We start from the raw sequence: 20727 nt of genomic DNA, 5'->3' as shown, positions 1-20727 counted from the left end.
AATATTTAGTAAATTAATTCGGTTAATCTGACTATTTATCACATTACATTTAAAACAAAGAACGCTACAATAGCCACTGATTAAAAATTAAAAAGAGATACATTGGTATCTCTTTTATATAAAGTGCGGTGTAAATTGAAGCTGTTTTTACCCAGTAAAACGCCCGACGCCTAATTCATCTTCTTTGCGGGTGCGATTGATGACCGATTGTGGCGATTGCACAACGCGTAGCCCCATTTGATCTTCAGTACGCACCACGTCACCACGCAATGAGTTAGTGAATACATCCGTAATTTTAATATCAACGAATTTACCAATCATATCTGGTGTCCCTTTGAAGTTCACAATACGATTGGTTTCCGTACGACCTGTTAACTCCATAATGTCTTTTTTAGAAGGGCCTTCCACCAACACGCGTTGTTCCGTCCCCAGCATTGCGCGGCTAAATTGTGCCGCTTGATTATTAATTCGTTGTTGCAACAAGTACAAGCGTTGTTTTTTCTCATCTTCTGTTACATCATCGGGCATATCCGCTGCTGGCGTGCCTGGGCGTGCAGAATAGATAAAACTAAAACTCATATCAAAATTGACTTGTGCGATTAAATTCATGGTGTCTTCAAAATCTTGATCAGTTTCCCCTGGGAAGCCCACGATAAAATCAGAACTGATTTGAATATTTGGACGCACTTTGCGTAATTTACGGATAATGGCTTTGTATTCTAGCGCGGTATGATTACGTTTCATCATAGTTAATACGCGATCTGAACCACTTTGTACCGGCAAATGCAAGAAACTCACTAATTCTGGCGTGTCGCTATACACATCAATAATGTCATCTGTAAATTCAATTGGATGGCTTGTGGTAAAACGTAAGCGGTCGATACCGTCAATTGCTGCCACTAAACGCAACAATTCCGCAAAAGTGCAAATATCGCCATCATGAGTTGCGCCACGATAAGCGTTCACATTTTGCCCTAATAAATTTACTTCACGTACGCCTTGCTCAGCTAACTGTGCAATTTCAAATAAAATATCGTCCACAGGTCTGCTGACTTCTTCACCTCGTGTATAAGGCACCACGCAGAATGAACAATATTTATTACAACCTTCCATAATGGAAACAAACGCCGTTGGACCTTCTGCTTTCGGCTCAGGCAAGCAGTCGAATTTCTCAATTTCAGGGAAACTCACATCGACGACGGAACTTTTACCACCACGAATTTGGTTAATCATTTCAGGCAAACGGTGCAAAGTTTGTGGTCCAAAAATAATATCCACAAAAGGCGCACGCTCACGAATATGGGCGCCTTCTTGTGACGCCACACAACCACCTACACCAATCACTAAATTCGGATTATGTTTTTTTAATTGTTTCCAACGTCCTAATTGATGAAACACTTTTTCTTGTGCTTTTTCACGAATAGAACAAGTATTGAGCAGCAACACATCCGCTTCTTCCGCTTCTTCTGTTAATTCCAAGCCATGTGTGCTTAAAAGCAAATCTGCCATTTTTGAGCTGTCGTACTCATTCATTTGACAGCCCCAAGTTTTAATATGTAATTTCTGTGCCATATTTATATGATGTATTTTAATGGTTTATAAAATTGGTTGGCTATTGTACAGTTTTGTGCTTTTGATGACTAGTAATAATTTTGGGTAAGCATGGCGCAAAGTGCGGTGAAATTTTGCTATGTTTTTGCTATTTCTCTTATTTGAACAAAATTAATACTTTCAGAATAAGCCACAAAAGAGTATAATTCGCCCGTTTTATTTTTACCTCATCATACTAAGGATTATTTTTATCTATGGCTAAAGAAGATAGCATTGAAATGCAAGGCACTATTTTGGAAACCCTGCCAAACACAATGTTCCGCGTGGAACTCGAAAATGGTCATGTGGTTATCGCTCATATTTCAGGCAAAATGCGTAAAAACTATATTCGCATTTTAACTGGCGACAAAGTAACTGTGGAAATGACCCCATACGATTTAAGCAAAGGTCGTATCGTTTTCAGAGCGAGATAATCATTGACAAGGCTCGATTTTTCGAGCTTTTCTTTTCTAAAACATCCCGTTTTTTCACCGCACTTTTCTAGCCCCAATAAAAAGGAATAGAAAACCCCGCTAAAATATGCTAATTTCACTCAAGTCAAATACTGACGAAACTATTAGCATAATTATGACTGACGAATTTTCAAACAATACCACTCATACTGACATTCTACAAAAGAAATCCTTTTTCCAGTCTTTATTTGGTCGTTTTTTCCAAGGCGAGCTTAAAAATCGTGATGAATTAGTCGAAGTGATTCGAGATTCTGAGCAAAATGAATTAATCGATCAAGACACTCGCGAAATGATCGAAGGTGTGATGGAAATTGCAGAATTGCGTGTGCGTGACATTATGATTCCACGCGCACAAATCGTATTTATTGAAAACACACAAGATTTAGAAAGTTGCTTAGACACCATTATTGATACCGCGCACTCTCGTTTTCCTGTGATTACAGACGAACGCGACAATGTGCAAGGCATTTTGCATGCGAAAGATTTACTCAAGTTTTTACGCGAGCAACCCGAAGAATTTAATATGCAAAGCCTGTTACGCCCTGCAGTGATAGTGCCAGAAAGCAAGCGCGTGGATCGAATGTTAAAAGAATTCCGTTCACAACGTTTTCATATGGCGATTGTGGTGGATGAATTCGGTGCAATTTCAGGCTTGGTAACCATTGAAGATATTTTGGAACAAATAGTGGGTGATATTGAAGATGAATTTGATGAAGAAGAAACCATCGCGAATATCCGTCAACTTTCGCGCCATACTTATGCAGTGCGTGCATTAACAGATATTGACGATTTCAATCAACAATTCAATACCCATTTTGAAGATGAAGAAGTGGATACCATTGGCGGTGTGGTGATGCAAGCCTTTGGTTATTTACCAAATCGAGGCGAAGAAATTACCCTTGAAAATATCCATTTCAAAGTGACTTCAGCAGATAGTCGTCGATTAATTCAACTTCGCGTGACTGTCAGCGATGAGCATTTAGCTGAAATGGTCGCCTCAACTAACGAACAAACAGAAGAATAATTTAATGGAGGAATTTTTCTTCCTTTTTTAACCTATGAAAACATATTTCCCTTATCTTATCGCCCTCATTTCAGGCTCCATTGGTATTTTCGCATTTTCGCCTTACGATTATTGGTGGGTCGCTTATATTTCCGCTTTGGGCTTAATTTATATTGCCAAAACACCTTCAAAAAAGACCGCACTTTTCGCTACATTTTTATGGGGTATTTGCTTTTTTAGCATTGGTACCAGCTGGCTTCATGTTAGTATTCACCAATTCGGTGGTGCGCCCATTTGGCTAAGCTATATGCTGGTGGTGCTGCTAGCTGCCTATTTGTCCCTTTATCCTGTATTGTTCACATATCTCGTGCAAAAATTCCAAGTCAAAAGTGCGGTGATTTTTGCGGCAATTTGGACAATCACCGAGTTTCTACGTGGATGGGTATTTACTGGTTTCCCTTGGTTACAATTTGGTTATAGTCAAATTGATACTGTGTTCTCTGGTATCGCTCCTATCTTCGGTGTAACTGGATTAACCTTCTTTGTGATTTGGTTAAGTGCGGTCATTTTTAGTACGATTTCGGCGCTTTTTCAAGGTAAAAACGCCTATGCGATTGTTATTGCCAATGTCATTTTGGCGGGACTAGTCATCGCTGCCACCACTTTTGCACCTAAGAACTATGCAAAACCCGTTGAGAGCAAAGCGATGACGATTACCTTAGCCCAAGGCAATATTGAACAATCATTAAAATGGGACCCAGAATATTTATCATCCACTCTGCAAATTTACAGTGAGTTGATCAAACAACATTTAGGCAAATCCGACTTAATTATTTTGCCTGAAAGTGCGTTACCCGTATTGGAAAATCATATCCCGACATTCTTTGAAGGATTAAAAGTCGCGGCAAAACATACCAATACAGATGTGATGATTGGCACCGTTTATCGAGATGAGCACATTGGTAAATTATTTAATTCCATTGTGTTAGTGAATGAAAATTATCAGCTTGATCAAGCGAGCAGATACAATAAACATCATTTGGTGCCTTTTGGTGAGTACGTTCCTTTAGAAAATCTTTTACGTCCTCTGGGCTCGGTGTTTAATCTGCCAATGTCTGCATTCCAAAGTGGAGCACCAATCCAAGCACCACTACTGAGCAAAAACCGAGCATTTACCGCTGCTATTTGCTATGAAATTATTGAAGGCGCACAGTTACAACGCAATTTACAAGAAAATACCGATTTTATTCTTACAGTTTCTAATGATGCTTGGTTTGGCGACAGTCAAGGTCCTTGGCAACATTTTCAAATGGCAAGAATGCGCGCGTTGGAATTGGGTAAACCTGTCATTAGAGCAACTAATACAGGTGTGAGTGCCTTTATCAATGCACAGGGTGAAATTATTGCTCAAGCACCACAATTTGAGCAAACCACGCTAACACAAAAAATTGCCCCAACGGAAGGTAAAACACCTTATGCCGTTTTAGGCGATAAACCTTTATATTTACTTATTGTGATTTTCTTATTGCTCAGAACTATTCATTTCTTGATACAAAGAAGACTGTTTAAGCAAAAATAAGTAATAATGAATAAAAAAAGTACGGTGTATTTTTATTTCGTTTTAAAACGTCGTAAAAATACACCGCACTTTATGTTTTTAAGAAAACGAATTATTCTGCTTTCTTGTCGTCGCTACCAAATGTTAACCAAGAAGGTAAGCTTAAGAATGGTTTTTCTGGCTCTGCAATTTCTTCTAAATGTTTGCCTTCATTTGCTTTTACCAACGCAGCTGCTTGTTGTTCAAGCTGAGTTAAGCCCATTTTTTGATAAGCTTCTTGCATTAATGGTAATGCTTTGATGGTTGATACGGTATCTGGGTAGGTTCTTAACATGCTAGTCACGCGATTTGCTACAGCAACCCAAGCATTACGTTTAGCATAAAATCTTGCGATTTCTAATTCATGGCGAGCAAGGCTGTCTTTAATATAAGCCATACGCGCTAACGCATCTGGTGTATAAGGACTATTTGGGAAATTCGTCACTAAGGTTTGGAAATTAGAAAACGCGGTTTTCATTGTGGTATTTTCACGTGTTGCGCGATCAATACCAAAGAAATCTTGCATATAATTGTCGCCCATAGACGCATTGGTTAATGCTGCCATGTATAACACATAATCACGATGTGGACTTTGTGGGAACATACGTAAGAAATTATCCGCAGTCACTAAAGCTTTGGTGTAATCATCGGTTTTATAGGCTGCATAAATTAAATTTAATTTTGCTTGTTCGCTATATGTGCTGCCTGGGAAACGCGTTTCTACGGCATCAAAATAACGAATCGCTTGGCTATAATCCGCATCTTGAATATAAGTTTGAGCCGTATTGAAAAGCTCCTGTTCACTTGCTCGTTCTACTTCTTTTTTGCCAGAACAAGCCGAAATAGCCAATGAGGCTAACACAACTAAAGTAAGCGATTTGAATTTACGCATAACCGGATAATCCTTTTCTATGTAAAAATAATGTATTGAGTTACAATATCTGTCATATTCTATATGACATTATAAAATAATTCACGGATTTTTATTCTTTATGGCACAAATTACTCTTTCAGCTGAAGTACAACCAGAGCAAATGGGACAACGTTTAGACCAAACTTTAGCCGAATTGTTCCCCGATTATTCGCGTTCACGTTTGAAAACTTGGATTGAAAACGACTTGGTTTTCGTTAATGGCAAAATTTTAAATGTGCCTCGCACAAAAATGTTAGGTGGAGAACAAATTGAAATTAATGTGGAAGTAGAAGACGAAATCCATTATCTACCTGAAAATATCCCTTTAAATATTGTTTACGAAGACGAACATATTCTCGTTATTAATAAACCAAAAGATTTTGTCGTTCACCCTGGGGCTGGCAATTACAACGGCACTGTGCTCAATGCTCTACTTTACCATTATCCTAGCTTGTCGGAGGTACCTCGCGCGGGTATCGTGCACCGTTTAGATAAAGATACAACAGGTTTAATGGTTGTTGCGAAAACCATCCCCGCACAAACTCAATTAGTACGTGATTTACAACAACGCAAAATTACGCGTGAATATGAAGCAGTTGCTTTTGGTGTGATGACAAAAGGCGGTAAGGTAGATCAACCTATGGCGCGTCATCCAACAAAACGCACCGCAATGGCAGTGCATCCAATGGGCAAACCTGCAGTCACACATTATCGTATTATGGAACATTTCCGTAATTACACACGCTTACGCCTTCGCTTAGAAACGGGTCGTACACACCAAATTCGTGTTCACATGGCTCATATCGCTCATCCTTTACTTGGTGATCAAACCTATGGTGGCCGTCCTCGCCCACCAAAGAATGCTAGCGAACAATTTAGCGAAACCTTACGTAATTTCCAACGCCAGGCATTGCATGCAGTGATGTTACGTTTAGAACATCCTATCACTCGCGAATTAATGGAATGGTATGCGCCATTGCCTGAAGACTATGTGGAATTGATTAATGCTTTAAAAGAAGATTATCAATTACACAAAGACGAACTTGATTATTAAAACGAGGCGAAAAATGACCGCACTTTTTCCTCAATGGCAAGCACCACCACAGGTTCATGCCTTCACGACTTTTCGTCAAGGTGGTGTGAGCCAAGCGCCTTATGATAGTTTTAATCTTGGCGATCATGTGGGCGATGATAAAAACTCAGTAAAAATAAACCGCACTTTATTGACTGAGAAATTTGCTTTGCCGCATATGCCTTTGTTTTTAAATCAAACCCATAGCACAAAAGTCATCCAACTGCCTTACTATGAAACAGATTTAAATGCAGACGCAGTTTATAGCAACCAACCTAATCAAGTGTGTTTGGTGATGACTGCAGATTGTTTACCCGTCTTGTTCTGTAATAAAACAGGCAATGAAGTAGCGGCAGCTCACGCTGGTTGGAGAGGCTTATGTGATGGCATTTTGGAACAAACGGTCGCACAATTTCAATCTCCAACAAATGAAATTATTGCTTGGTTTGGACCAGCCATTGGGCCGACAGCATTTCAAGTCGGGCAAGATGTAGTGGATCAATTTGTCGCACAGGATCCACAAGCTATTTCAGCTTTTACTAAAGATGAAAACAATGCTGGGAAATACTTTGGGAATCTCTATCAGCTTGCTACACAACGCTTGCATAAATTAGGGATTACAGAAATTAGCGGCGGCGAACATTGTACGTATTTAGATAAAGAACGCTTTTTCTCTTATCGCCGAGACAATAAAACAGGTCGCATGGCAAGCTTAATTTGGTTTGAATAATTTTATATTGCAGTTGAATTTTCAGCATAAATCACAATCTAAACAAAAAAATAACCGCACTTCATTCATAAGGAAGCACGATGAACTTTATTGGTAAACTTTTAGGTTTTTTTATTGGCTATAAAATCGGTGGGGGTTTTATTGGCGCAATGGCTGGCGTTATGCTTGGACATTGGGTGGATAAAAAATTATATGAATTGGGCAGCGTCAATTCGTCCTTTTTCCATCATAAACTCACTCGCCAATCCTTGTTTATGCAAACGACTTTTTCTGTGTTAGGGCATTTGAACAAATCAAAAGGCAGAGTAACAGAAGGAGATATTCAGCTCGCCAATAATTTGATGGCACAATTGCAATTAGATGCAGCTAATCGTCGTTTGGCCCAAGAAGCTTTCAATCGAGGAAAAGAAGCTAGTTTTCCATTGCGTGAAGTCATAAGAGAATTTCGCATTGGATGTGGCCAGCGCGCTGATTTGTTGCGTATGTTCCTCAGCGTACAAGTGCAAGCAGCATTTGCTGATGATAATTTACATGGTAACGAAAAAGAAATTTTGCGTATTGTTGCGGAAGAATTAGGTTTATCTCAGCTCCAATTTGAACAAATGATCATGATGGAAATGGCGCGCCGTCAATTCTCTAACGGTGGTTTCTATCAACAATATCAGCAAGGCAATTATCAACAGCGTAGCTACCAACAAAATGGTGGTTATCAACAAAGCGGTTATCATTCAGGTCCAACAGTTGAAGATGCTTATAAAGTACTGGGCGTTAATGCTAATGATGATCAACAAACCGTTAAACGCGCTTACCGCCGATTAATGAATGAAAACCATCCCGATAAGCTCGTATCAAAAGGCTTACCAAAAGAAATGCTTGAAATGGCAAAAGAAAAAGCACAACAAATTCAAGCCGCTTATGATCTTATTTGTAAGAATAAAGGTTGGAAATAATTGCGAGTCATTCTTGCACCTATGCAAGGCGTATTAGATCCGCTAGTACGCCAATTACTCACATCTGTAAATGATTATGATCTCTGCATTTCCGAGTTTGTTCGGGTAGTTGATCAACTCTTACCTAAAAAAGTGTTCTATCGTTTAGCGCCCGAATTGCAGAATGACGGAAAAACGCCTTCTGGCACGCCTGTGCGAGTGCAATTGCTCGGTCAATTTCCTGAATGGCTTGCCGAAAATGCACAACGCGCCATTGAATTAGGTTCTCATGGTGTGGATTTAAACTGTGGTTGCCCTTCTAAAACCGTCAATGGTAGCAATGGTGGTGCCAGTTTATTAAAAAATCCAGAATTAATTTATCAAGCCACAAAAGCAATTCGTCAAGCAGTACACACTCACTTGCCTGTGAGCGTTAAAGTGCGGTTAGGGTGGGACGACATTTCCCAAGCTTTTGAAATCGCAGATGCGGTGCAACAAGGTGGTGCAACAGAAATTACGATCCATGGCAGAACAAAAATGGATGGTTACAAAGCAGATCGTATAAATTGGCAACAAATTGCGAAAGTACGTCAAACCTTATCCATTCCAGTGATCGCCAATGGCGAAATTTGGGATTGGCAAGATGGGCAAACTTGCTTACAAGTGACAGGCTGTCAAGATTTAATGATAGGACGAGGGGCATTAAACACGCCAAATTTGAGTTTGGTGGTGAAGCATAATCATCCCATCATGCCTTGGTTACGAGTTTACGAGTTGCTGCAACAATATGCGCAAATGGAAAATATTCATGATAGTGGTTTTTACCATATCGCGCGAATCAAACAATGGCTGCAATATTTGAAAAAGGTCTATCCTGAAGCAACAATCACTTTTGAACAAATTAAAACCTGTCAAAGTGCGGATGATTTACGCCAAAAATTAGGTTAATCAAATAGATGAAGTGAAGTTTGCCAAATCTGCTGAGCGATAAATTCAGGATCTTCTTTTCTCAATTGGCAAAGATGTTGAAAAATATGAGCAATACGTTCAGGGCGATTGACTTGCCCTTGAAAACCAAAGACAGGCATATCAGGGCTATCCGTTTCTAACAATAAACAATCCAATGGCAATTTAGCAATGGTTTCACGAGTTTTATTGGCTCGTTGATAACTAATAGTACCTCCAACACCAATTTTATAACCTAAATCTACCAAGCGTTTGGCTTGTTCATAGCTGCCCGCAAAACCATGAATAACGCCTGTTTTCGACAACGCAATTCGTTTAAGGAAAGTAAAAACTTGATCATGCGCCTTACGACTATGCACATTAATAGGTAACTGATATTGCTTTGCTAATTGCAACTGTGCATCAAAGAAATCACATTGCTTCCGCCAAAGATCTGGCGACAACAATTCAGGTACAGCACGTTCTAAACCAATTTCTGCTACAGCAGTACAATGCTCGGCTTGTTGGGCAAGTTGCTGTGCAAGGATATCCAAATCTTCTGTTTGATGTTGTTGGATATAAAGTGGATGCAATCCCAAACCATAACGCAACTGTGCGGGATAAAGTGCGGTCATTTTTTGGATCTTTTTGAAATCGCGCGCCAATACTGCAACGATCAATATTCGTTCCACATCGGCAGCCATTGCTGATTGCAATAGCTGCTCAAGAGACTCACCTGTTTCTTGTTGCAAATAATCAAGATGTGTGTGAGTATCAAAAAAAGGCATTATTCCACCGTCACCGACTGAATCACAATGGCTTCTTTTGGCACATCGCGGTGCATACCTGCATAACCCGTTTTGACTTTCGTAATTTTATCCACAACATCCATGCCGGCAATTACGTTACCAAAAACAGCATATCCCCAACCTTGATTGGTTTCACTGGTAAAATTCAGAAAGTCGTTATCTTTCAAATTAATAAAGAATTGCGAGGTTGCTGAATGAGGATCCGAAGTGCGCGCCATCGCAATGGTTCCTCGGGCATTTTTCAATCCATTATTGGCTTCATTTTTGATTGTTGCTGTAGCTCTTTTCTGATTCATTTGCGCATCAAAACCACCACCTTGAATCATAAAATCATCAATAACACGATGAAAAATTAATCCATCATAAAAACCACTTTGTGCATAATGAATAAAGTTTTGGGTGGAAATTGGTGCATTTTTTTCATCTAACGACAATTTAATATCGCCTAAATTCGTATGCAAAGTAACCTCTTTCGCATACACTGAAAATGCCAATAACAAACTTGAAAGTGCGGTCAAAATTTTAAAGGTTTTCATCTTATTGTTCTTCACATCAAATAAAAAAGGCGTATTTGCTACGCCCTATGTAATATACTATTTAAGGCTCTTTTTTATTCACAAGAAAGAGTTTTAGTCTGCTAAACTAAATTTTCTTTTTATACACTTTTCCGTTTTTAGATAAAGTGAATTGATCTTTATCTATCGTACCCACTAAGCTATCATCACTTAAATCGTATAATGAATTTTCTTTCTTATAAACAACGACTTTATAGGGAGCCAGCTGTTCTTTTCCACTAATTATTGCCTTGATAGTAATTCTTGTACTTAAAACAAATTTTTTACCATCTTCACTTTTATTGATAGTCAAATTTTGTTTTTCATCATTTGAATATGTTCCACTAATATCTGCTGAGTCGTTACAAGCAGTTAATCCTAAAGCAAATAAAGTTGAAATTATTATTGTTTTAAGCTTCATCTGTTTTTTCCTCACGTTTTAAAGGATTTTCTACCGAATTATGTTTAGCTAGCTCTTCTATTGTTTCAAAATTAGAATATTGCTCTATAAAGTGAACAATATCGCTTACTCTTAAAAGAGCTAGCCTCTAAGGCTATTCCACTGTCACGCTAGTGATGACCACATCTTCTTTTGGTACATCTTGGTGGAAACCTGCATTGCCGGTTTTAACTGATTTGATTTTATCAACCACATCCATACCTTCAACGACTTCGCCGAAGACTGCATAACCCCATTCTTGCACTACTTCGCGACCAAACATTTCTTTTGAACGATAATCTAAGAATGTATTGTCAGCTACATTGATAAAGAATTGTGCTGTTGCAGAATGTGGATCGCTGGTACGTGCCATTGCGATAGTACCACGTTTATTGCTCAAACGATTGTTTGCTTCGTTTTGGATTGGCGTATTGGTATTTTTTTCCTTTAATCCAGCTTCCATACCACCACCTTGGATCATAAATCCATCAATAACTCGATGGAAAATTGTGTTATTATAGAAACCCGATTTGCAATAATTCAAAAAGTTTTCCGCTGTAATCGGTGCTTTTTCGTGGTTTAATGCAATTTTAATATCGCCAAAATTAGTATGTAATGTAACCATTCTATTTTCCTTTGTTGTTACCCATAATTATTTTACAAAATATCGGCAAGCATTATTCCATAAATTGCAAATGAGTGCTATAAAGTGCGGTGCAAAATTAACGAATTTTCTATTTCATCTTTTAAATCGAATAACAACCCCATAAACGAGAATATACAATGTTAAAAATTTTCAATACCCTTACTCGCGAAAAACAAGAATTCAAGCCAATCAATCCTCAACAAGTCGGTATGTATGTTTGTGGGGTAACGGTTTATGATTTATGCCATTTTGGTCATGGTAGAACATTTGTTTCTTTTGATGTGATTGCACGCTATCTACGTTATTTAGGTTACAACCTACGTTATGTGCGCAATATTACCGATGTGGACGATAAAATTATTAAACGTGCGTTAGAAAACAATGAAAGCTGCGATCAACTTGTGGATCGTATGATTGCGGAAATGCACAAAGATTTTGATGCGTTAAATATTTTGCGTCCAGATGTCGAACCACGAGCAACGCAGCATATTGCCGAAATTATCGCGATGGTCGAAGCATTAATCAAACGAGGGCACGCCTATGTTGCAAAAGATGGCGATGTTATGTTTGACGTGGAAAGCTATCAACAATATGGCAGATTATCACGTCAAAATTTGGAACAATTGCAAGCTGGCGCAAGAGTTGAAATTAAATCAGTGAAGAAAAATCCAATGGATTTCGTGTTATGGAAAATGTCCAAACCAAATGAACCAAGTTGGGACAGCCCATGGGGAAAAGGTCGTCCAGGTTGGCACATTGAATGTTCCGCAATGAACAGTAAAGAATTAGGCAATCATTTTGATATTCATGGTGGTGGCTCGGACCTAATGTTCCCACATCATGAAAATGAAATCGCACAATCTTGCTGTGCCCATGATGGCGACTATGTCAATTATTGGCTACACACAGGTATGTTGACCATTAATGAAGAAAAAATGTCAAAATCGCTCAATAACTTCTTCACTATCCGCGATATTTTGAGCAAATACGATTGCGAAAGCGTGCGCTATTTCTTCTTAACAGCGCAATACCGCAGCTTATTAGATTATAGTGAAGAAAATATTGGGTTAGCCCGTAAAGCATTGGAACGCCTTTATACCGCATTAAGAGGTTGCAATACAGCAGCTGAAATTGAAAAAGAAGATCAATATGTTGTCGCGTTCAAAGAAGCGATGGATGACGATTTCAACACCCCGGGCGCTTTAGCCGTATTATTTGAATTAGCACGTGAAATCAATAAGTTAAAAACTGAAAATGCACAACAAGCCGATAAATTAGCCACACGTTTGAAAGAGCTCGCAGGTGTATTAGGTTTACTTGAACAAGATCCTGAAACCTTCTTACAAGGTGAAGCCGCAGATGATGAAGTAGCAAAAATTGAAGCATTAATCAAGCAACGTAACGATGCGCGCGCCGCAAAAGATTGGGCAACCGCCGACGCAGCACGCAATCAGTTGACTGAAATGGGCATTGTATTAGAAGATGGTCCAAACGGAACCACTTGGCGCCGTCAATAAAGAAAAATGAGTAAAAAAGTGCGGTTAAAACAACATAAGTTTTGACTGCACTTTTTATTTAGCTCAATAAAGTCGTTCAAATAATGAGCATGCAGTAACGAAATTTTTACAAAATTCACCACACTTATGGTAGGATTTTTGTTTATTTTAATTTTTGAAAGGTATTTTATGCTCGCTCATTTACAACGATTTTTTAAAATGGAATCAGCAAGTGGTATCTTATTATTCACTTTTGCCCTACTTGCTATGCTATTTGCTAACAGTGGTTTACAACCTTTCTATTTTGATTTTTTAGACATTCCCGTCGTAGTGCAAATCGGTAGCTTTGCTATCAATAAAACCCTTATTCATTGGATAAATGATGGGTTTATGGCGGTATTTTTCGTCTTAGTGGGAATGGAAGTTAAACGTGAAATGCTAGAAGGCTCGCTTTCAAGCTATCAACAAGCTATTTTCCCTGCTTTTGCGGCCATCGGCGGAATGATTATTCCTGCGGCAATCTATTGGCTTCTTACTCATAATCAACCTGAACTTGCAGATGGTTGGGCAATACCGATGGCAACAGATATCGCTTTTGCATTAGGAATTGTTGCTTTATTAAGTAAGCAGGTGCCACCCGCATTAAAAGTATTCTTGCTTGCCTTAGCCATTATTGACGACCTAGGCGCCATTGTGGTTATCGCCCTCTTTTTCTCATCTGATTTAAGTAGCACCGCGCTCATTATTTCTGCTGCCGCCATTGTTGGTTTAATTATCCTAAATCGCCTCAAAGTAGGTCATCTTTGTGCTTATTTATTTGTGGGCTTAATTCTTTGGACTGCTGTATTAAAATCAGGTGTTCACGCCACTCTTGCTGGTGTCATTATTGGCTTTAGCATTCCACTCAAAGATAAAGAAGGCAACAGCCCACTTCACAGCTTCGAACATATTTTGGCGCCTTGGTGTTCCTTCTTTGTGTTACCACTTTTTGCCTTTGCCAATGCGGGCGTCTATTTAGGTAATGTGGATTTAAATACCATTTTCTCTGCCTTGCCACTAGGTATTAGCCTAGGTCTATTAGTGGGCAAACCGCTAGGGGTTTTTGGTTTTAGCTACCTTTCCGTTAAATTAGGGCTAGCGAAATTACCAGAACAGATTAATTTTAAACAGATTTTCGCGATCGCAGTGTTATGTGGTATCGGTTTCACCATGTCGATGTTCTTAGCAAGTCTTGCCTTTATTGGCGACACTGACGATACCATTAATACACTTTCTCGTCTCGGTATTTTATTAGGTTCTTGCTTATCTGCAATCATTGGTTTCTTATTATTAAAAGCCAGTACTAAAAACAGATTGCAATCTGCCTAAACAAAAAATTGTTAAAAATAGACCGCACTTTGCGGCTATTTTTTTATGTATAAGGTGTTTTCTCCACGTTGTTCAGTTACAATGTCGTTGTCTGTCATGATTATAGGAGGCATTTATGGACATCCTTACCCTCGCGCAAACTTGGTTAGCACAAGATCCCGATGTAGAAACCCGAACAGAACTCGAACAATTAATCTCAGAAGTGAAAGCGGGCAATGAAAAAGCCAAAACAGAATTAAACAACCGCTTTGATGGGCGTTTACAATTTGGCACTGCAGGCTTACGTGGGCCTTTACAAGCGGGATCTATGGGAATGAACCGCGTATTAGTTGCCCAAGCCGCTGGCGGATTAGCGGAATACTTAAAAGGCTACGACAACGAGCCTTCTATTGTGATTGGTTATGATGGACGTAAAAACTCCGATGTTTTCGCACGTGATACCGCTGAAATTATGGCTGGTGCAGGTATCAAAACCTATTTATTACCGCGTAAATTGCCAACTCCAGTGCTTGCTTATGCGATCAACTATTTGGACACCACTGCTGGTGTTATGGTGACAGCAAGCCATAACCCACCAGAAGATAACGGTTATAAAGTGTACTTGGGCAAAGCCAATGGTGGTGGTCAAATCGTTTCGCCTGCGGACAAGGATATTGCTCAATTAATCGATAAAGTGGCAATGGGTTCAATCAACGATTTACCTCGCAGTGATGATTACAGCGTACTATGCGACAAAGTGGTTGACTCTTATATTGAAAAAACAGCGGCTATTGCCAAAGAACCAAAAACAGATATTAACTATATTTATACCGCCATGCATGGTGTCGGCTATGAAGTATTTAGTAAAACCTTGGCTAAAGCAGGTTTACCACAACCCACTATTGTTGCAGAGCAAGTATGGCCTGACGGCACTTTCCCAACAGTTGCATTCCCTAACCCTGAAGAAAAAGGCGCATTAGATTTAGCCATTGAATTAGCTAAAGCGAAAAATGCGGAATTGATTATTGCAAACGACCCTGATGCAGACCGTTTAGCTGTGGCGGTGCCTGATTCACAAGGCAATTGGAAAGCCTTACATGGCAATATGATTGGTTGTTTCTTAGGCTGGTATTTAGCCAAACAATATCAAGCACAGGGCAAAAAAGGCATTTTAGCCTGTTCTCTCGTTTCTTCACCTGCATTAGCTGAAATCGCCAAAAAATACGACCTACAATCTGAAGAAACTCTGACTGGTTTTAAATATATCGGCAAAGTAAATGGCTTATTATTTGGTTTTGAAGAAGCATTAGGCTATTTAGTAGATCCTGACAAAGTACGTGATAAAGACGGTATTTCCGCTGCCATTATGTTCTTAGATTTATTGTGTTATTTGAAAAAACAAAGCAAAACCTTAGCAGACTACGCAGCAGAATTTATGCAAACCTTTGGTGCTTTCATCAGCGGACAAATTTCAATTCGTGTGGATGATGTGAGTAAAATTGCGAAATTAATGACCGCACTTCGCGACAATCCACCAATGCAAATTGGCGAAGTTAAAGTCAGTCAATTCTTAGACCATAAAAAAACCGATCGTCAAAGTAATATTTTAGTCTTTATGCTCGAAAATGGTTGTCGTCTAATTGCTCGCCCATCAGGTACTGAGCCAAAAATCAAATTCTATTTGGACGCCAAAGGAAAAGATCCAGAAGATGCCGAACAAGTGCTCGCTCAATTTGAGGAAAATGTACGTCAAATTCTGCGTAAAGAGGAATTTGGCAGACAGGATTGTTAATTGTCTAACAGCAAGGATTGATAACTTTATAGCACTCAGTTAATGAGTGCTATCTTATTTGCACTATGAAACGACAATATTTTCTTTTTTCTTGTTTAGCGTTATTCCTCTTGTTCAGTAATAGCGCTAAAGCAGATTGCATCCACACCTATTCACAAAACGACTATATTCATATCAGTCGCATTGATTTGAACTGTAAAAATATTGAATTAGTAACCAGTCAGCAAACAGATCAAGGACTTAGCGTATCCAAATTTGCCGAAAAGTATCAAACTGCGGTGGCAATTAATGGCAGTTTTTTCCGCAAAGACGGTTCACCAATTGGGTTGAATATCAGCAACTATAAAAAATGGGGAAAATACCAAGACACTCGCTCACGTTCTTTTTTGGCTTGCAACGCCAATAATCAATGTATTATCGACCCGAAAAACAGCCTAGCCAAAATCAATCCAAAATGGAAAACCGCTATTGCAGGCTGGCACTATTACCATCAAAGATCGGGAAAATTTGAATGCAGTAAAAATGACAAAATCGGTTGCCAACAATCGATTTTTACCGATAAACACCCTCGTACAATGATCGGCTTAGATAAACAACACAACTGGCTCTATTTTGTCGTCGTGGAAGGAAGACAGCTCACATACAGCGGAATGACAATGGATGAATTAAGCGAACTCGCCAACAAATTACAGCTAACCGAAGCGGTAAATTTAGACGGCGGTGGTAGCTCGACTATGGTCATCGGCACAAAACGAGTTTCTGATTTGCCTTTGTGGCAAGGAAGCGAACGAAAAGTGGGGAATGTGATTGGTGTGAAGCTGAAATAAATAAAAGCCAACACATAAAAATGTTGGCTATTGACCTAAGAGTTATAAGGAATATATTAAAATCCTTTCTCTTCTTTAACGAAAGGAGAATTTTGTCCAGTGACAATAGTCTTCTCCAGCCTTGCTAATTCCGCCATATTGCCACCATTCAGGATGGTTTGGGGTGTCAGGCAAGGCTTGAGTTTCTAAAGCAATGCCGCTGTAGTCTTGATATTCTGTACCAATACGCGTTGGGTTACCTTGCAAATAATTGCCCGTATAAATTTGCAATGCTGATTGCGAAGTACTGATTTCTAGACGTAAAGAACGATCAAGTGCGGTTAAAATCGCACAAGTTTTAGCGGGTTGATTTAATAAGAAAGAATGATCATAGCCTTTGGTTAACTTCTGCTCTTCTTGTAAGAAGTCAGTGCCAATCATTTTTTCCTGACGGAAATCAAAACTGGTATTTTCCACTGATTTTAACGGTGAATTTGGAATACCCTCAGCGTCCACTGGTAAAAATGCATCGGCATTTAACTGCAAGAAGTGAGTACGAACATCACAGCCATCAATGGCATTATTCAAATTAAAATAAGCGTGATTGGTAAGGTTAAGCGGTGTGTCTTCGCCATTTATCGCTTCAAAACTAACGATCACTTCATTTTGTTCAGTCAACTGATAAGTCACAAAAGCAGCAACATTGCCAGGGAATCCTTGATCTTGATTCGGCGAGAAATGGTAGAAACAAACAAAATCTTCGCCAAAATCATCAATTTTCCACCGCACTTTATCAAACCCCTGCGGTCCACCATGCAATTGGTGCTCGCCCTGATTCGCGGCAAGAATAATTTTGCCATCATCAGATACGGTTTTAGGGTCCAAACGTCCGGAAGACAATCCTTCAAAATTATCCACATAGCGAGCATGTGCAATGCGATTAGCATAACGCCCAATACTTGCCCCCATAAAAGCTTGCTGAACTGGATAATCCTCAGGCTTGCAACCTAATAGCACTTCCCTTAATTCATCTTTTACAGGGACTTGGCAAGAAATCCAACTCGCCCCCCAATCCATAAACTGCACGCGCATGCCTTGATTATTTCGCAATGTAATCAATTTATAAGGTGCGTTATCAGGCGCAAGCGCGGTGGTTTCTTCCCATAAATTTAGCATACTTGAACCCCTTGTGATGCGGTACAAACATAGAAATCTTCTTTAATGCCTGTTTGTTTTTCATAGTTATCGGCGATGATTTTACGCACAGCTTCGACTTTTTCGGTTGGCGCCACAACCACAATGCAGCCGCCAAAGCCACCACCTGTCATACGCGCACCGCCACTATTACCAATTGCCACTTGCGCTAATTCTACTAAATAATCAATTTCAGGCGTGGTAATTTCAAAATCATCTCGCATGGAATCATGGGATTCCCCCATTAATTCGCCTAATTTCTTGATATCGCCTTGTTTTAATGCTTCAACGGCGTCCAACACGCGTTGATTTTCCGTTATCACATGGCGTGCGCGTCGAGCCATTTCTTCATTAAGTGCGGTTAATTCGGCCTCTCTTTTCTTAAATTGTTCAATAGACACATCACGCAATGCTTTTACACCAAAGAATTCAGCTGCTGTTTCACATTGTTGGCGGCGAATATTGTACTCTCCTGTGACTAAATCATGCTTAACATGAGAGTTCACAATCATAACCGCGATATTTTCGGGGACAGGCGTTGGCTGAGTGTCTAATGAACGGCAATCAATCATAAGCAGATGATCTTGTTGCCCTAAAGCAGAAATCAGTTGATCCATATTGCCACAATTTGCGCCAACGAATTGGTTTTCCGCTTTTTGACCAATTAAAGCTATCTCAGTATTATTCAATTCAAGATCCGCAAGCTGTTGACAGAATTTACCAATTGCTACTTCTAAAGACGCGGAAGAACTCAATCCCGAAGAATGAGGTACATTACCACTAATCACTAAATCGGCACCTTGCTTAAAATGAGGACAGCGCTGTTGAATAAACTTCACCACGCCTCTGACATAGCCAGTCCATTTTGCTTGTGGATTTGGTACAATTTCCTGTGCTAAATCAAATTCATCATACTCATTAAGATCGGCAGCATAAACGCGGAAAATACTGTCATCTCGTTTTGCTCCAGCTACCGCTGTACCATAATTAATAGCACAAGGCATCACAAAACCATCGTTGTAATCGGTATGTTCTCCAATAATGTTTACACGACCTGGTGCATAAACGCAGATGTCAAAAGTGCGGTTAAATTTTTGATTAAATAATTGTTGAGCGGTTTGTATCGGTGACATAACTTATTCCTTTCACATTCAATTCATTATTTGCTCAGTTTATAATGGACTTCACTCAAATTGCTTAAGCGTTCTGCAGCTTGCTCTGCGGTCAAATCACGTTGACTTTCAGCTAGCATTTCATACCCCACCATAAATTTTCTCACTGTTGCAGAACGTAATAACGGTGGATAGAAATGAGCATGTAGCTGCCAATGAGAATTATCTTGCCCATTAAAAGGCGCTGCATGGAATCCCATAGAATATGGGAACGAAGTTTCAAACAAGTTATCGTATTTAGTGGTTAACCGTTTTAATGCTAATGCCAAATCTTTGGATTGCTCTTCATCTAAATCAGTTAAACGCTTAATGTGCGCTTTTTTCGGCATTAATAGAGTTTCAAATGGCCAAGTTGCCCAATAAGGCACTACTGCAAGCCAATGCTCCGTTTCCACTACAATACGTTCTTTCAGTGCTAATTCTTTTTGTGCGTAATCTAATAACATCACTGAATTATATTGGGAAAAATAATCACGCTGCGTGCGATCTTCTGTTGCAACTTCATTTGGTAAGAAACTATTTGCCCAAATTTGTCCATGAGGATGCGGATTTGAGCAGCCCATTGCGGCACCTTTATTCTCAAAAATTTGTACCCATTGGTATTTTTGCCCTAATTCTTGTAACTGTTGTTGCCATAAATCAATCACTTGTTTGATCTCGTCAACAGATAACAGAGGCAAGGTTTTACTATGATCAGGAGAGAAACAAATCACGCGACTTTCGCCTCGTGCTTGTGCCATTTGGAATAAAGGAGAATCTGATTTTTCTGGACTCGGCGTATCCTCTAATAACGCAGAAAAATCATTTTTAAAAACATAGGGGCTTTTATAATCAGGATTTGGTTCCCCTGTAATGCGTTTATTGCGTGGACATAAATAACAAGTAGGATCATGAGAAGGCTTTTGCTCTTCTGCTGTTTTTTCCTGTTGCCCTTGCCATGGACGCTTCGCTCGATGAGGTGACACTAAAACCCATTGATCAATGAGTGGGTTATAGCGACGATGTGGGTGTTCGGTCGGTTCAAATCGCATATGACACTCCAAAATATGAAAACGATTACAAAAAGGTTTTGCCATAAGATAGCATAATCTTATAAATAAACTGTGATTAAGATCACAAATTCAGCAATAACCCCCTATTGAATATCCCTTTTTTGTGACATAGGTAACACTTTTACAACGTAACCGTTTTCAACTTCTTTTTGTTTTCTTATGATGAAC

20 protein-coding genes are annotated in these 20727 nt (G+C 39.3%); 11 read left to right on the top strand and 9 right to left on the bottom strand.

What is annotated here, in order from left to right; genetic code table 11:
• Positions 1 to 147: 147 nt before the first annotated feature.
• Entirely contained in the window at positions 148 to 1572 is a 1425-nt protein-coding gene (miaB, locus tag ACUXZ4_RS03860) for a tRNA (N6-isopentenyl adenosine(37)-C2)-methylthiotransferase MiaB (protein WP_464973725.1), read from the bottom strand.
• Between the two features lie 233 nt (positions 1573 to 1805).
• Here miaB and infA point away from each other — a divergent pair, with 233 nt between their 5' ends.
• The 3 genes from infA (at position 1806) to lnt (ending at position 4645) form a co-directional block, all read left to right on the top strand.
• Positions 1806 to 2024: a translation initiation factor IF-1 gene (infA, locus tag ACUXZ4_RS03855; protein WP_464973724.1), complete on the top strand. Its 219-nt coding sequence runs from the start codon at positions 1806 to 1808 to the stop codon at positions 2022 to 2024.
• Positions 2025 to 2178: 154 nt separating this feature from the next.
• Positions 2179 to 3087 (top strand): CNNM family magnesium/cobalt transport protein CorC, encoded by a 909-nt coding sequence (gene corC / locus ACUXZ4_RS03850; protein ID WP_464973723.1) that lies wholly within the window; start codon positions 2179 to 2181, stop codon positions 3085 to 3087.
• A gap of 34 nt (positions 3088 to 3121) precedes the next feature.
• Positions 3122 to 4645: an apolipoprotein N-acyltransferase gene (gene lnt, locus ACUXZ4_RS03845; RefSeq protein ID WP_464973722.1), complete on the top strand. Its 1524-nt coding sequence runs from the start codon at positions 3122 to 3124 to the stop codon at positions 4643 to 4645.
• Between the two features lie 91 nt (positions 4646 to 4736).
• Here lnt and ACUXZ4_RS03840 read toward each other — a convergent pair whose 3' ends face one another.
• Entirely contained in the window at positions 4737 to 5555 is an 819-nt protein-coding gene (locus ACUXZ4_RS03840) for an outer membrane protein assembly factor BamD (RefSeq protein WP_464973721.1), read from the bottom strand.
• 100 nt (positions 5556 to 5655) lie between these two features.
• Between ACUXZ4_RS03840 and rluD the strand changes: the two genes are divergently transcribed.
• The 4 genes from rluD to dusC all read left to right on the top strand — a co-directional run bounded on the left by rluD (position 5656) and on the right by dusC (position 9255).
• Positions 5656 to 6630, top strand: coding sequence for a 23S rRNA pseudouridine(1911/1915/1917) synthase RluD (gene rluD / locus ACUXZ4_RS03835; RefSeq protein WP_464973720.1), 975 nt, complete (start codon positions 5656 to 5658; stop codon positions 6628 to 6630).
• A gap of 13 nt (positions 6631 to 6643) precedes the next feature.
• Positions 6644 to 7378 carry a peptidoglycan editing factor PgeF gene (gene pgeF, locus ACUXZ4_RS03830; RefSeq protein ID WP_464973719.1) on the top strand — a complete coding sequence of 245 codons (735 nt, stop codon included), beginning with the start codon at positions 6644 to 6646 and terminating at the stop codon, positions 7376 to 7378.
• Positions 7379 to 7458: 80 nt separating this feature from the next.
• On the top strand, positions 7459 to 8328 hold the full coding sequence (gene djlA / locus ACUXZ4_RS03825; RefSeq protein WP_464973718.1) for a co-chaperone DjlA: 870 nt from the start codon (positions 7459 to 7461) through the stop codon (positions 8326 to 8328).
• On the top strand, positions 8329 to 9255 hold the full coding sequence (gene dusC / locus ACUXZ4_RS03820) for a tRNA dihydrouridine(16) synthase DusC (RefSeq protein ID WP_464973717.1): 927 nt from the start codon (positions 8329 to 8331) through the stop codon (positions 9253 to 9255).
• Here dusC and ACUXZ4_RS03815 read toward each other — a convergent pair.
• The 4 genes from ACUXZ4_RS03815 to ACUXZ4_RS03800 all read right to left on the bottom strand — a co-directional run bounded on the left by ACUXZ4_RS03815 (position 9252) and on the right by ACUXZ4_RS03800 (position 11679).
• Positions 9252 to 10040, bottom strand: coding sequence for a TatD family hydrolase (locus ACUXZ4_RS03815; protein WP_464973716.1), 789 nt, complete (start codon positions 10038 to 10040; stop codon positions 9252 to 9254). The two genes, dusC and ACUXZ4_RS03815, sit on opposite strands and share 4 nt — an antisense overlap.
• The gene (locus ACUXZ4_RS03810; protein WP_464973715.1) at positions 10040 to 10597 is read right to left on the bottom strand and encodes a peptidylprolyl isomerase; all 558 of its coding nucleotides are present in this window, start codon (positions 10595 to 10597) and stop codon (positions 10040 to 10042) included. The genes ACUXZ4_RS03815 and ACUXZ4_RS03810 overlap by 1 nt, the downstream gene beginning before the upstream one ends.
• Positions 10598 to 10703: 106 nt before the next feature.
• On the bottom strand, positions 10704 to 11036 hold the full coding sequence (locus tag ACUXZ4_RS03805; protein ID WP_464973714.1) for a hypothetical protein: 333 nt from the start codon (positions 11034 to 11036) through the stop codon (positions 10704 to 10706).
• A 133-nt stretch (positions 11037 to 11169) separates the two neighbouring features.
• Entirely contained in the window at positions 11170 to 11679 is a 510-nt protein-coding gene (locus ACUXZ4_RS03800; RefSeq protein WP_464973713.1) for a peptidylprolyl isomerase, read from the bottom strand.
• 158 nt (positions 11680 to 11837) lie between these two features.
• Here ACUXZ4_RS03800 and cysS point away from each other — a divergent pair, with 158 nt between their 5' ends.
• From cysS to ACUXZ4_RS03780, 4 genes are all read left to right on the top strand, one after another.
• The gene (cysS, locus tag ACUXZ4_RS03795) at positions 11838 to 13217 is read left to right on the top strand and encodes a cysteine--tRNA ligase (protein WP_464973712.1); all 1380 of its coding nucleotides are present in this window, start codon (positions 11838 to 11840) and stop codon (positions 13215 to 13217) included.
• A gap of 168 nt (positions 13218 to 13385) precedes the next feature.
• On the top strand, positions 13386 to 14564 hold the full coding sequence (gene nhaA, locus ACUXZ4_RS03790; RefSeq protein WP_464973711.1) for a Na+/H+ antiporter NhaA: 1179 nt from the start codon (positions 13386 to 13388) through the stop codon (positions 14562 to 14564).
• A 115-nt stretch (positions 14565 to 14679) separates the two neighbouring features.
• Positions 14680 to 16335, top strand: a complete 1656-nt coding sequence (locus ACUXZ4_RS03785) for a phospho-sugar mutase (protein ID WP_464973710.1) — start codon at positions 14680 to 14682, stop codon at positions 16333 to 16335.
• 65 nt (positions 16336 to 16400) lie between these two features.
• Positions 16401 to 17162 (top strand): phosphodiester glycosidase family protein, encoded by a 762-nt coding sequence (locus tag ACUXZ4_RS03780; RefSeq protein WP_464973709.1) that lies wholly within the window; start codon positions 16401 to 16403, stop codon positions 17160 to 17162.
• A gap of 75 nt (positions 17163 to 17237) precedes the next feature.
• Here the strand turns inward: ACUXZ4_RS03780 and galM are convergent, their stop codons facing one another.
• From galM to galT, 3 genes are read right to left on the bottom strand one after another with little or no spacing between them, the layout of a single operon-like run.
• Positions 17238 to 18317, bottom strand: a complete 1080-nt coding sequence (galM, locus tag ACUXZ4_RS03775) for a galactose-1-epimerase (protein WP_464973708.1) — start codon at positions 18315 to 18317, stop codon at positions 17238 to 17240.
• The gene (gene galK, locus ACUXZ4_RS03770; protein ID WP_464973707.1) at positions 18311 to 19468 is read right to left on the bottom strand and encodes a galactokinase; all 1158 of its coding nucleotides are present in this window, start codon (positions 19466 to 19468) and stop codon (positions 18311 to 18313) included. Before galK ends, galM begins: the two co-directional genes overlap by 7 nt.
• A gap of 26 nt (positions 19469 to 19494) precedes the next feature.
• Positions 19495 to 20538 carry a galactose-1-phosphate uridylyltransferase gene (gene galT / locus ACUXZ4_RS03765; RefSeq protein WP_464973706.1) on the bottom strand — a complete coding sequence of 348 codons (1044 nt, stop codon included), beginning with the start codon at positions 20536 to 20538 and terminating at the stop codon, positions 19495 to 19497.
• Between the last annotated feature and the right edge of the window lie 189 nt (positions 20539 to 20727).

It is taken from the genome of Reella acinonychis (assembly GCF_052828705.1).
This window is presented reverse-complemented; position numbering and strand designations above follow the sequence as displayed.